This window comes from Agarilytica rhodophyticola, from assembly GCF_002157225.2.
GTDB lineage: Bacteria > Pseudomonadota > Gammaproteobacteria > Pseudomonadales > Cellvibrionaceae > Agarilytica > Agarilytica rhodophyticola.
This window is the reverse complement of the sequence record NZ_CP020038.1, coordinates 2,937,002-2,949,668: the sequence shown is the minus strand read 5'-3', so window position 1 is coordinate 2,949,668 and position 12,667 is coordinate 2,937,002. Positions and strand designations below refer to the sequence as shown.

General features: G+C 43.8%; 10 protein-coding genes. 1 reads left to right on the top strand and 9 read right to left on the bottom strand.

The features are described from left to right. Positions 1-438: 438 nt before the first annotated feature. Entirely contained in the window at positions 439-900 is a 462-nt protein-coding gene (locus tag BVC89_RS12560; protein ID WP_086931515.1) for a helix-turn-helix domain-containing protein, read from the top strand. Positions 901-916: 16 nt separating this feature from the next. Here the strand turns inward: BVC89_RS12560 and BVC89_RS12555 are convergent, their stop codons facing one another. The 9 genes from BVC89_RS12555 to tssM all read right to left on the bottom strand — a co-directional run bounded on the left by BVC89_RS12555 (position 917) and on the right by tssM (position 12,571). Next, positions 917-1,900: an AgmX/PglI C-terminal domain-containing protein gene (locus tag BVC89_RS12555; protein ID WP_086931514.1), complete on the bottom strand. Its 984-nt coding sequence runs from the start codon at positions 1,898-1,900 to the stop codon at positions 917-919. A 14-nt stretch (positions 1,901-1,914) separates the two neighbouring features. Further along, positions 1,915-2,415 carry an ExbD/TolR family protein gene (locus BVC89_RS12550; protein WP_245929391.1) on the bottom strand — a complete coding sequence of 167 codons (501 nt, stop codon included), beginning with the start codon at positions 2,413-2,415 and terminating at the stop codon, positions 1,915-1,917. Next, complete coding sequence (locus BVC89_RS12545; protein WP_086931513.1) at positions 2,412-2,981, bottom strand: ExbD/TolR family protein; 570 nt, start codon at positions 2,979-2,981, stop codon at positions 2,412-2,414. The genes BVC89_RS12550 and BVC89_RS12545 overlap by 4 nt, the downstream gene beginning before the upstream one ends. Before the next feature lie 9 nt (positions 2,982-2,990). Further along, on the bottom strand, positions 2,991-3,608 hold the full coding sequence (locus BVC89_RS12540) for a MotA/TolQ/ExbB proton channel family protein (protein WP_086931512.1): 618 nt from the start codon (positions 3,606-3,608) through the stop codon (positions 2,991-2,993). A gap of 151 nt (positions 3,609-3,759) precedes the next feature. Then, positions 3,760-4,065 (bottom strand): hypothetical protein, encoded by a 306-nt coding sequence (locus BVC89_RS12535; RefSeq protein ID WP_086931511.1) that lies wholly within the window; start codon positions 4,063-4,065, stop codon positions 3,760-3,762. Then, complete coding sequence (locus BVC89_RS12530; RefSeq protein WP_086931510.1) at positions 4,065-7,202, bottom strand: bifunctional serine/threonine-protein kinase/formylglycine-generating enzyme family protein; 3,138 nt, start codon at positions 7,200-7,202, stop codon at positions 4,065-4,067. Before BVC89_RS12530 ends, BVC89_RS12535 begins: the two co-directional genes overlap by 1 nt. Positions 7,203-7,409: 207 nt before the next feature. Further along, complete coding sequence (locus BVC89_RS12525) at positions 7,410-8,165, bottom strand: Stp1/IreP family PP2C-type Ser/Thr phosphatase (RefSeq protein WP_086931509.1); 756 nt, start codon at positions 8,163-8,165, stop codon at positions 7,410-7,412. Between the two features lie 126 nt (positions 8,166-8,291). Beyond that, the gene (gene tagF / locus BVC89_RS12520; protein WP_086931508.1) at positions 8,292-9,020 is read right to left on the bottom strand and encodes a type VI secretion system-associated protein TagF; all 729 of its coding nucleotides are present in this window, start codon (positions 9,018-9,020) and stop codon (positions 8,292-8,294) included. Further along, positions 9,020-12,571: a type VI secretion system membrane subunit TssM gene (tssM, locus tag BVC89_RS12515; RefSeq protein WP_086931507.1), complete on the bottom strand. Its 3,552-nt coding sequence runs from the start codon at positions 12,569-12,571 to the stop codon at positions 9,020-9,022. Before tssM ends, tagF begins: the two co-directional genes overlap by 1 nt. Positions 12,572-12,667: the final 96 nt, after the last annotated feature.

The following is a 12,667-nucleotide window of genomic DNA, read 5'->3' as shown; positions in this document are numbered from 1 at the left end:
CTTCAAATAGTTGAAAAAATATGGACAAAAAACCGCATTCCTCCCTATTGTGGCACCTTAAAAAACCTTATCAACTTTATGTTTATGAGGTCGCTTTTTACGCCCAACCGCCACACGGATTCAAAATTGTTGACTCTTATGGCATTCGTCCACGGAGAATAATAACCCTTAACAAAATCCCCATTTGTTCATTTTGTTGCAGGGCTTGGTTGTCATAATAAAGTTGGAATACAAAGCTGAATGAAGTACTTTTCATTTTTATCAATTTTTCCTTAAAAGGTATATAATGGCACTCTACTGATTCTGGCTCAGCAAGGATTAGATTTGGATATAGCTGAATACAGCCGGAAGTTAATAACACCGGCTAAAAACAGCGATATATTGTAAGCAAGACAATAATAACAAACTCACAATACACTCAAATAAGGATCTTGTAATATGTCGGATTCCGGTAAATTTTCCGACCAGACATTCGATTTAAAAAGTACTGATATTAAGGAAATAGAAAAACACTACCAAAGGATTATTACGTATCATATTGAACTTGCCCGTCTGCCTACTTTTTTTGGCTGGACAAACCGCGTGATGATGTCGCTACAGATGCGCCTTGGCAAATCGCCCCTGGAAATTGCTGATATTGCCCAAGAGCTGGATATTCCCACGAGAACCTTACAAAGCCACTTAAGCCAAGAAGGCACTAATTTTTCTAACCTGCGCGACCTTGTTAGAAAACACTACGCCATTGAATACTTATTGGAAGGTAAACGAGTGGAAGATATTTTCCCGATGTTGGATTTTAAAGATAGAACGGGATTAATCAACGCATTCAAACGTTGGACGGGGCTGCCACCCAACCATTTTCGCAAACTCTATAATGTTTATGTTAAAGGCAAGATATAAAGCCTACTAGCACACTCTATGACGGTAAAAACTCTATTGGGAAAGTCACCGTCACTGTCTCCACTTCTTTTGCTGTAAACTTGAAATTCTTAATGCGCGCAACTAAGCGCTTTTCAAGTTTCGGGTCATTGAGTTCACTAGAGGTAATTTTCACCGCTGTGACAGAACCATTGGGTGCGATGGTAATTTCCAATACAATTTTCCCTTTCAGCCCAGGCTTTTTGCGCCGCTCACGGTTGTATATGGAGTATAAGGGGCCTTTATTTTGGTCGAACACCATGGTCACTTCCTCTTCAGAGCGAACATTGCCGGAACGCTCTTTGCCCCGCTCAGCTGCACTTGCAGATGCACTACCTTCAACAGTATCGCCTTTCAATAACGAGGCATTGACTAAAGCAATTTCACGCTGAGAAAGTTGGGTGGAACTGACACCACCGACATAGTCTGAAGTATTCACACCACCGCTGCCTTGGCCAGCAGTTTTGGTCAAGGCACTGGTATCCAAAGCCGCCACTTGTTGGGCGCTTTTGGAGGATTTTTTTACCTTAGCGCCTACATTAGCACTGACGTCTGTGGTGTCGATAAGGTCGGCAATTTCAGCGCTCAAGGCTAGTAAACCGCTTTTTTGCGCTTTATCACGCGCTTGTTTTTCAACTTCGGTTAGAGGCTTCTTTTTCTCAGCTTCGGTTTCCGTGCGTCTGACCACCTTGGGTTTAGGCGTAGGTATTGGCGTTGGCACCGGTGTGGGCGCGACCGTAGGTTTAGGTGGTTCAGGTTTTTGTTGCTGATTAATAAATTGCGCTACACGTTCTGGCACCGCTTGACGCGCAACGCGCTCCTTTGGCGGTACATCGATAGATGTCACCACAACAGCAATCACGAGCATTATCGCCATGACAATGGCGATAATTGCGTAAAATACTCGCGTTTCCTGCGGTTGGCTGTCGGGAGCCCAGCTCAGCGCGAGAGTGCTGTAGTTGCGTAAGTGGCGTGCCGTCATGGTGTTATAAACAATTAGTTAACTTTATTTACCACTTGCGTGGCAGCAAAGGCAATATTGGTGTAATTGGCTTGCTGACAAGTGGTAAGAATTTTTCGCACAATATCGTAGGAGGTGTTTTCATCTCCCATGATTGTAATATTTCTCCCTGCACCGCTTTCATTGCCCTGCAATGAATTTGCCGAGAGAAAATCCAACTCCGTTTTCAATGCGGGAATATCGTCTTGGCCGTTATCAGCTAAGGCCGAAAGATCCGCCACCTTTCTACCTTGCACTAAAATATTGGTTTTAGTAATAGCAATGACTAAGGTTTCAGCTGGTGCTTTTTTGGCAATAGATGTCGGCAAGGTTAAATCTTTATTGCTCGGCAACTGCTGTGTATTAGAAGAATTCACCAATAAAAAAAACACTAAAATAGTGAAAATATCCATCAGAGACACGAGGTTTAACGGCGATTGCTTTGCTAGCTTATGGTGCCGCTCCATACGACGGACACGCCGAGACTGCTCTTTCATTGGCCGCCTCCTTGATCGCTACTTTGCTCATCGACAGCTTCTTCAAATTGAGGAATATCACCAATGGACACTTGAGGGAACAGAACCACAGTTTCCAAACTTGCTGCTTGCACCACATCGATACTGCGCACACGATCCATTACCGCAATCATAGTTTTATAACTGACACCGCGATCCATCAGCAAAGCAATATTCTGTTTTTCTGGAAAACGGGTTTTTAACGTTAATAAAATCTCGCCAAAGGGCTTCCATACTTTGCGTTGAATATCGTCAAAGGGAGCACCGTTATCATTGCGTGCAATGGTTTTAAATGGGCCAACATTAGGATCCTGGACAATCAAAGTATCTTTGGTAATTAATACTTGCAGTTGCAAATCGACTTTGGGGTTTTCTTTTTCTTCTGCTTTTGCGTCGAGTGCTGGCAAATTTAATTCAAGCACTGTCATGCGTGAAAACACCGCAGTAATTAACAGGAAAGGAACCAGTATCACCATAAGATTCATAAAAGCGGTGATATTAAGTTCTACCGTCGTCTCCATACGTTTGCGCTTACGACCAAGCTTCATAAATACTACTTACTCGTCGCAAATCAGGTTAAGGCATTTCACCGCTGCCATTTCAAGATTATCCACTAAGCGGGTGGTCCGCGTGGCTAAGTAGGAATGGATAAGAATAAGTGGGATAGCCGCAGTCAAACCAAAGGCCGTGGTATTCATGGCCACCGAAATACTGGCAGACAATAAGTCGGCTTTTTCAGCAGGGTCTGCCGAGGCAACAGCGGTAAAAGCTTGGATAAGACCAATAATCGTACCTAACAGGCCAAGCAAGGTTGCAATATTTGCCAGGGTCGCCAAATAGTGAGTACGCTCTTCTAGTTGCGGGGTAACTTCCATAATGCCCTCTTCCATTGCCGCATCGACCAGATCTCGCTTCGCTTTTGCTTTATGACGAGCAAAACCATATTGCAACACGGTTGCTAGAGGCGATTTAACTTTTTGCACAGACTCATAAGCGCGTTCAAAATCATTGGCCTGTAACATTGGGGTTAAATTTTTCCATATTTTATTGGTTTTCCCTTGGACTGAGACGATATACAAAAAGCGCTCTATGGCGATCGCCAGTCCCAATCCCATTACCACTAAAATAGCGTACATAAAAGGTCCGCCGGATTGGAAAAATTGAATTAAATCCATATGTATTGCCTCGTCTTTATACAGCCTCACGCTGTATCAATACTTGTCTTAAATAATGTGTTGTAGATTATCAAAATAATGCGCAGCGCGCTTGCTTTTGTTTGTGCTTGTTTTTTTAGTTCTTTTTTTACTACCAGATAATATATTTATATTATCTCGGTCTGGTTTTATCTTTCGTCGCATTTCTTATTTCTTGAATCTCTTGCGTCGAAAAGGTCGCAGTATTGCCTAACAGTCTAAGCCCTTCGGGCCTGTCCTTATTATCTCGTGAGTCGTGATTATTTTTCAACTGGTCACTCATATTGGCCGCTGTTGGCGAAACAGCATTATAGCCTTGGTCGATAGAGTCAAGTACCTGACGTCGCTGCAGACGGTACTCAGAAAAACTGATCCGATGATTGTAGTAGTTATTGGTGAGTTCCTGCAGTATTGCAGAGAAGCTTTTATTTTGGTTCATCAGTTCTTTTTCGTATTATCTATTTCTCGTAAAATACGAAAGCCGGTTAAGGCATCCGCTTTTCCTTGAGTGCTTTCGCTCTTAGTTACCACACAATCTTCCATGGCCGTTTCATAAGAGCCCCCCATCGCTGCATAGCCTCCACCGTCACGTACTAATTCTCTAGCGTTACCTAAAGCATTAACTAAACCCCAGGCATTTTGTTGGCCAGATGTGGCTTTAATAAGGACACCACCTTTTTTAATGCCACGTGAATCAAGACGACAATTTCGATTGGAGTCTCGCTTTGAGCTATTGGATCTGGCTGCATAAATCCACTCAGCTTTGGTGGGTAGACGATATTTATGTTTGCTCGTGCGGCTCAACCAACTGAGATAATCTCGAATGGTTTTAGCGTCGATATCGGTACGAGGGTTTTTACTGTCCAAATCAGTACGCTCTTCACACTTGCTACTTTTGGCGCAGAATTTATTCACCGCATACACCGTCACTTCATATTTGCTAATGGCAAAGGCTTTAATACTGCCTTTTGCCGGCACCACCACCATCGAAGGTCCGCTGCCAAGATTGGTGCCTTCACTCTTTAAGCTATCGCGACAAATCGCCCGTTTGCCTTTTGCGCCTAAACCTGCCAGAGATAAGTCGCAAGGGTCTTTGGGAATAATTTTAATTCCGGCTACGGTGGCATTGTTAGGAAAAATTCGTAGCGCACGTTTTTTTAATTCTTGTGCACGCTCGGGGAAAGAACGGCCGGTTCTGGCAATACAGGATGACAGCCTGTTAACAATTTCACCTTCCACCTTGTTGTAACGCGAGCGGTCGAGCCTGCGTAATTCCGAAACGGCAATATCAATATCACGCATATTCATACTGCTGCGACAAGATACTTGCTTATTGACGGTCGCCATGGCTTTATCAAAGGCTTCGCTATTTTGCTTTTGTTTGTCTTTCTCTTTCTTGAGATTTAATCTTTTATTTTTTTCATTCTGAACTCTTTTAGCTTCATCTTCTTCACGTTTAGCAATCAACTGTTCTGCATTATCAATTCTCTCCAGAATCATCACTAACATTTTTTCATCATCAATGTAGCGGGAAATATTGGCATAGATTTCTCTAGCCCGAGGGATATTTTCCTCCTGGATGAGTTCTTGTATTTTATTGCTGTATGCAAGCCCTATTTTTTCTTTATGCTCAAGATGCCAGGAAACTTGCTGGGCATTGTCACCCGTAATAACTTTCAGCTGTTCAATAAGCTTTCCAAGCTCCGAGAATGCCTTCCATAACCGTTGCTCCCAGTTTTTAGTAAATTCCAGAGATGTTAGCGCCTCTTCGACAACCTCCTTATTTGCATCAACTTTAAACTCAATTTCGATCAAATTTATATCTATAGATGGTGGATCTTTTGGATCTTTAATAATTTGATACACCAACAAAGAAGTCACTACCAATAACACAGCACTTACGCTGGCGATCAAGAATGAGGACTTACGTTTTTGCGTTAACTCTGTCCAAAATTCTTCAACACTGTCAACCCGGTTCTCACGCTCAAACGCCAGTGCCTTTTCGATAGCTCGCCATTGCCGCTTACTGATATTGGGAATACGCGCAGGCTTGAGCTTTTGCTCTTTAGCATCGTTGGCGTGCACCCGGTTGAAAGGATGGTTGCCAGTAAACATTTCATAGGCGATACACCCCAGCGCATAAATATCGTCGCGTACGTCAGGGGTTTTTCCTTCGAGCATTTCCAAACTAGCGTAAGCCGGTGTCAACGCGCCAAGATTACCGGCATCAAATACGGTTTTGTCATCGACACTTTCTTCAAATTGCTCCGCTTTCGCCACCGCTCTGGCAATACCGAAATCAAATACCTTGGCTAAACCTTTATTGGTAACAAAAATATTACCGGGTTTAAAGTCGGAGTGAATAATACGCTGCTCGTGAGCATAGATAAGCGCTTTACTAATCCCCTCAAGTATCTGCCAAGCATCATCCTCGGGCAAACCCGTCGACTTATACTGGCTAATTAATTTATCTAGCGGCTTGCCTTCTAAAAACTCCATGGTCATGAAGACATTGTCGCCATCACGATCAAAATCGTGCACATTTACAATATTGGGGTGGGCGATTTTTTGTGTTTTACGGGATTCTCGCTGAAGCGCAATAAAAGCTTCTGGGTGAGATTTAAAGTCATCCCCAAGGACTTTGATCGCCACGTAAGGATCGCGGTCTTGAGCTTCAATTTTAAGTAAGTCCTGGGCTTTATATACCACCCCCATGCCGCCGGCACCTAGCACGCTCTCCAATACAAAGCGCCCTTTCAATAACTCTTGGCCGCTGTCGGTATATTGTTTGCGGTCTACGGGAACAAAGCCGCCAGTAATAGGGCTTGACTCGTGAGGTAAAAACTCGGAGGGAGAAGTTGCCACGGTGTGTTCACCATCAACAACTTTAGTGGCGTCCATTTTTGTTTTAGCCGGCTGGCTTTTAATGGGCTTAAACTGGGTCTTACTATTGTCTTGGTTGTCGGCAAAAGCGGCTGCCACATTTTCGGGTGAAGCTAGATTCGCACTGGCGCTGGCCTCTGAGGTGCCATCTGAGCTTTCAAGGGCGCGTGCCGAATTCAAGGGCGCAATGCGAGTTTTACTGTCGTCGGGGTTTTGGCTGGTAAAAGCACCTTCAATAGGTAATGGGCTTTCTAAAGGCGGCACGCCGGCAGGATTTATCGGTTGGCTCGCTTGCTGTGCACCTGCTCGACGATTATCAAAACGTGTTCTGTCATCTGCTTGACTGTCACCTACGCCCTGTTCAGCTTGCAAAGTATTGTGTTGCGCTGAGGGCTCTTTATACTGCGCTAAAGGCTCTTCTTGCAGAGGGTTGGTTTTTTTGGCGGCGATACTGGCCAGTCGTTTTTCCAGTTCACGGGCTTTTTTTTGTGCCGCTTGTCGCCGCAAGAGTTCTGCGTCTTTGCTCTGTGCATTGCTGCTGTTATTACTCGCCTGAGCGCCCTTAGCGTTATTGGCCCCATTAGAACGTGGACTTATTCTCGTCTTGTCATCAGTGTTCGCGGCGGAAGTGTCAGAGAGGGAGTCTGACGACAACTTCACGCGTGTTTTATCGTTATCGTTCGACTCAGTCATAACAATTTTTTAATGTCCTTCTTCAACAGCATAAAGTTCATTTAAAACATATAGTTTCGTAAGCAGCGGGCCTGCATCAGGATTATTTCATATACGCCGGTGGCAATAAATGCATATCGTGTTTTAACAATATTTTCCTTCAGGGATTTAATGAAACGCTCCATAAGCCCTTTTAATAAGGCCTATATAAAACTAATCAGAGTCTCATTAACTTAGCATTCCAGGTTCCCCTTTCACAATGATCAAAGAAACATTGTCTTCAGCACCATTTTCAAGAGATGTTTTCATCAAATCAAGGGCGCAGGCTTCAGCATCTCGATGAGCAAGTTTAGCTTCTACATCGGATTTTGAGACTGAATTGTAAAGGCCATCACTGCACAACAAAAATGTGTCGCCTACTTGGGTACTAAACACGTTAACATCAACGAACAGTTGTGGCTCAACACCTACAGCTCGGGTAATGACATTTTTATTGGGATGGTTTTCCGCTTCTTCTGGTGTAATCAAACCCAACTGCACCATTTCCTCAACTTGGCTGTGATCTCGCGTTAACTGCTGTAACTGTCGATTACGATAGCGGTATAAGCGCGAATCCCCCACCCATAACACAACGCCCACATGCTGTTTGATCACCATACAGACAACGGTGCTACCCATGGTTTGATTTTCGAACATGACATTGGCATATTCAATAAGCTGTTGGTTGGCATCGAGTAAGGCGTTCTCGATAGCATCTACATAATCACTCAAACTCTCAGAGGGCTCTACCGTTTCCAATAGTTCGACGATTTTCTGGCTAGCCAGATCGCCCACTTGATGGCCGCCCATACCGTCGGCAACCGCCCAGAGATAATAGTTGGATTCTTCAAAGAGAGAATCCTCATTCACTTTGCGAACACAGCCCACATCTGATAGCCCATAGCTTTTCCATGCGATTGGTCGTCTAAATGTAATATCTGTCATTTATTTTATCTGCACCCTAGCCGTGCACCTTTATGAATGTCCATCTTTGTCACTGTAGCATACCATCTCTTCACCACGATATTGAATATACCTTTAGTCCAGCCCTTTGTTTTATCCACCATCACACTAAGCTCTAGTATTTAGTGTGAAAGGCTCTTGCCAACGCCAACCCGCCCAGTTGCCATCCATCATCGCGGCAATACCTGATAACTGCGGCAGACCTTTGCTAACGAACATACAGGGGTTGATAACCGACGAACCAGCAGTACTCCACATACTAAAGGTTTGTAAACTACTGGCCAAACAGGCGTCGAGCATAAACGGCAAAATAGCCGTGGCCGAGTGATCGCTGCCAACATTCTGCACCACCATTTTTGACGGCGATTCAATCCCATTACCTCGTATATACGTCGCCTTTTTCATTGGGTTGCTGTCATTGAGTTCTTCGATTAAATCGTCGATTTTCAGCTGACCGTCAAGCGCCCTAAGGGCGGCATCTTCCATACTCTGATACCAGTTTAAGCGCGTACTGATAAATTCAGTCACATTAGTTTGGGCTGGCAAGCGGGTGGCAATGGAAAAAGGGAAATAACGACCGACACGATCAACACTTGGCAAAAAAATACCCGCCCAAGCATTGTTATCAATAACGCCTTCGGTAAAGGCAAAACGCCATATAGGGCTGGTCATATAAATTTCCAGCCACGCTTCTCCCAATTGCTCCTGAGTACTGCCAACATAACCTTGTAGCCATTGATCCCAGACATTAATAAATGTACTCGGCAAATCGCGGTAGATAAAATCTCCGTGAGCTGGCAATTTACCGAAAAGGCCGGTGAGGTTGTTATTATTCATTACAATGACTCCGGCACCTTAAATGATGATAGCAACGTGTTGCTCAGAGGATTGTTAATACTCTTGGTTTTAGCTTCGTAAACAATTTTATGTGGATCACTATTCGTGCGATTAGCCGTGAATGTAATGCGATACACGTTGGATTTACTGGTACGCTGAATATTCGAAGCATCCATCAATCTAAACCAGGCCCATGGACCTGAATATGTGCGCTCGTGGACGTTGCCTTCCAAATCTTCAATGGCAACACGAATACGCTTGCCTTCATCAGCACCAGACCAGGCCACCGCTTTCCAAAATTTAGGCCCATGGTTGTAGGTGATGCGAGTATCGGCCACATCCAAGGTAAAGCGCGCATCTTTTTCATCCATACTAAAAGGTTTCAATTCAACGCCGATGGTAGGCGATTCTGGATTGGTTCTGAAAAATACTTCTTTAATAGTCAAGCCTTTGCGCATTTGTCTAATGGCGCTATTAGAAAAGCCTATGCTGTAATTATCTACCACACGATTGTTCCAGCCGTTGCTAGAGTCAACAAAGGGTTTGATAAAGCTACTGTAAAAAGAATCTATAGTGCCTGCGGGTTTAAAAAACTCCACAAAATCAAACAGGGCTAATTCATCAGCAGCGCGGCGATTTAATGGGTAACGGCCTGCCAAGGCTTGTCGGTAAGGACTGTAAACGCGATTACGCCATTGAGTGTTCACATATTGATAAGCCGTGCCCATCACAATACGCCAGGACTCATCGGCAAGAGATGTTAACCAACGGTTTAAGGGGTCGGGTGCTGTCTTAGCGAAATTTTTTAATTCTGCTATCGGATTAGCTGCACCGTTTTGATAACGCTCTTTGGCGATTTCAAAGGCTTTTTTTCCAGGATCAGGTGAGATTGATATTTCGGTAACAAACTGCTGCACCTTGGCAATACGTTGCACCCATGTATCAAACGATGATCCACCTTGTGAATCTTCAGACATGAGAACATGTAGCTGATGAAAGCGTTTATCAACTTTGGTAGTTTTACGTCTTTCCAGAAGGTTTTGTCCAAGATTAATCGCTTTTCCAGTTTTACCTGAGGCTTTTTGACCAACAGTGTTTACCACTTTAATGGGCGGCGTTAGCTGCGTATTGGACACGGCAACTTGTAATGCAGTGCGCACAGGGGAATAAACTGGATCGGTAATACTTAGCAATACATCGTTCGCATGGCGAAGATCTCTAAATTCTACTACTTTGAGATTATTAAAAATGTTCAACCATACGTTGATATAGTCGGCATAATAATGTTCTTTAACTTGTTCACTAATCTCATCGAGATCATCTTTGACAAAGTCGACGCGCTCAGAGTCATCATCGTCCAAAATCCAATCTTCATTTTCTACATCGGTCAATACTGGAGAATTAGGAGAGAAATCCACATTCTCATAGCCATCCATGGTATACAGCACGGGCAATGACAATTGTCTTTGAGTTTGCGCATCGACTTTAAATGCGGTTCTTGCGGATTCACCTAACAAGTTAAAGAAATTCACTTCCTGTGTATAAATAGGGTTAGTTTTAACGCGTGCATAAATACGCTGAGATACAGGCACTCGCAATAAAGTTTCGCGGGTTTGTCTGACCACACGCGGGTTGAGTTCAACAGGTTCAAGATCGAGATTAAGCAGCGAATCAAGGTGAGTCACCAATTCTTGTCTGCGAGTAGCTTCACCAGGATATTTACCATCCCACAGTTCTTTATACCAAGCCGCCAGTGCTTCAGTGTCTAATTTATCGCGTTTGTTAAGCATCATATAAAGACGGAAATTATTATAAAGGTCGCCACCTTGGTGACCTTTATCCAACTCGTCTTCCAGCACTTGCACAGCACGGGGTAAAAATAACTTTTTCAAATAGGATTCATAAGCATCGTTCGCAGCGCGATCAACGCGGCCATCATAAAGACCAATGCCCGACAACCAGGGGTGCTCTTCTTGATCGTAGACGATACTGGCGTTCGCTAAAGAGTTAAGTGGTGGCAAGATTGCACGAATGTCTTTATTATAGGGGCTAATTTTTTTGTTTTCTTCTTCAAACTGAGCGACATGTTCAGACACATCAGACATAAACATTTTATGCCGCGTAATACTGCCGCTCCAGACGACAATAATCAGTATGGTAATCGCCGACAAACCAAATATTGCTGCGCGCTGCCCCCAACGCATAAACGCTTCATAACGAGTATTACTGCCCACCAATTCCGATTCTGGAAAAATAACTTCTTGGAATAGTCGGGTAAGAAAATAACTTCGTCCTTGCTGGTAAGACGCTTGGCTGCTTTCGCGAGAAAAACCAAAGTTGGAGGAAATTGAACTCATCAAACGGTCAATAGGAGTGCCGTCTTGAGTACCACTTGAGAAATAGACACCACGCAGATAAGGTTGGAATTTATAGCGGTTTTTAATAAAGGTTTGCTTAACAAAAGATTCCGCAATACCTTTTAGATTTTCCATCTGAGGTGGAAAATCGTAAATATTAGCGCGCCGTTTTAAATTGCGCTCTTGATGCACTCGCCAGAGTACACGATCGTACAAACGCGACACCAACTTACCAAATTCATCACTAAAGTATTCAAGATTCGGCCCTTCCGTGGGCTTGGGAGCATTAGGCAATGACACCCCCCAAACTTGATCCCTCTCTTCTTTACCAAAGTCTTCAAAAAATTCTCTAAAACCAGACACCATATCCACTTTGGTGAACATCAGATAAATAGGAAAACGAATTTCTAATTTATCCATTAGCTCATCTAAGCGCATGCGGATGGTTTTCGCATGTTGCACTCGTTCTTCTTCAGTCTGTGTCAGTAAGTCTTGTAAGCTAATGGCAACAATTGCACCGTTAATGGGACGTCGGCGACGGTTGCGCTTGAGTAAATTTAGAAAGCCTTCCCAGGCTGAGCTATCCACCACGCGATGGCTGTCTTGTGTGGTATAACGGCCAGCCGTATCGATTAATACCGCAGAGTTAGTAAACCACCAATCGCAATTACGTGTACCCCCTACCCCTTGTAAGGCGCCTTTACCAAATTGCTCTGCCAGTGGAAATTCGAGACCCGAGTTCACAAGCGCTGTGGTTTTGCCTGAGCCTGGAGGCCCCACAATGATATACCAAGGTAATTCATATAAGGCTTTTTTACGACCAGAGCCACTGAACTTTAATTGCTTTAAAGTCCCGAGCGCTTGATTAAAGCGCTGATTAAGTTGATGTATTTCTTCGGCCGCTTGACCACTTTCTGCATTTTTTTGCAATTCTGCTTGGTTTTCTTCCAAGTCTTCAACCAGATCGTTATTGCTCTTTCTGGCTTTTAGCTGTACCCGTAAATTATTTAACCCCCACAGAATAATAATCACCATGATACACAGCAGTCGTGTCACAGCACTGGCTAGAGGAGCGGTATTGTCCTCACCAAATTTTATATAGGGGCCACCAAACCAGATGAGCAAAGATATGAGGATCAGCCCAAATACAGAAACAGTGATTGGGTGTAACAAAAAATTTAGAATTTTTTTCATAGGTTTTCTCGTTCTTACTCCTTGGTAGATATCGGCAAAGCATGACCCATCTTATTGCGGGTATTTCCTGCCAAAGGCTTTGCCAATAAACTCAAT

What these genes read in the sequence shown, in the direction of transcription:
- BVC89_RS12555 (WP_086931514.1), bottom strand. Translation starts at nt 1,900, where the DNA reads ATGACGGCACGCCACTTACGCAACTACAGCACTCTCGCGCTGAGCTGG.
- BVC89_RS12530 (WP_086931510.1), bottom strand. Translation starts at nt 7,202, where the DNA reads ATGACTGAGTCGAACGATAACGATAAAACACGCGTGAAGTTGTCGTCA.
- BVC89_RS12525 (WP_086931509.1), bottom strand. Translation starts at nt 8,165, where the DNA reads ATGACAGATATTACATTTAGACGACCAATCGCATGGAAAAGCTATGGG.
- BVC89_RS12550 (WP_245929391.1), bottom strand. Translation starts at nt 2,415, where the DNA reads ATGAAAGAGCAGTCTCGGCGTGTCCGTCGTATGGAGCGGCACCATAAG.
- BVC89_RS12535 (WP_086931511.1), bottom strand. Translation starts at nt 4,065, where the DNA reads ATGAACCAAAATAAAAGCTTCTCTGCAATACTGCAGGAACTCACCAAT.
- tagF (WP_086931508.1), bottom strand. Translation starts at nt 9,020, where the DNA reads ATGAATAATAACAACCTCACCGGCCTTTTCGGTAAATTGCCAGCTCAC.
- tssM (WP_086931507.1), bottom strand. Translation starts at nt 12,571, where the DNA reads ATGAAAAAAATTCTAAATTTTTTGTTACACCCAATCACTGTTTCTGTA.
- BVC89_RS12560 (WP_086931515.1), top strand. Translation starts at nt 439, where the DNA reads ATGTCGGATTCCGGTAAATTTTCCGACCAGACATTCGATTTAAAAAGT.
- BVC89_RS12545 (WP_086931513.1), bottom strand. Translation starts at nt 2,981, where the DNA reads ATGAAGCTTGGTCGTAAGCGCAAACGTATGGAGACGACGGTAGAACTT.
- BVC89_RS12540 (WP_086931512.1), bottom strand. Translation starts at nt 3,608, where the DNA reads ATGGATTTAATTCAATTTTTCCAATCCGGCGGACCTTTTATGTACGCT.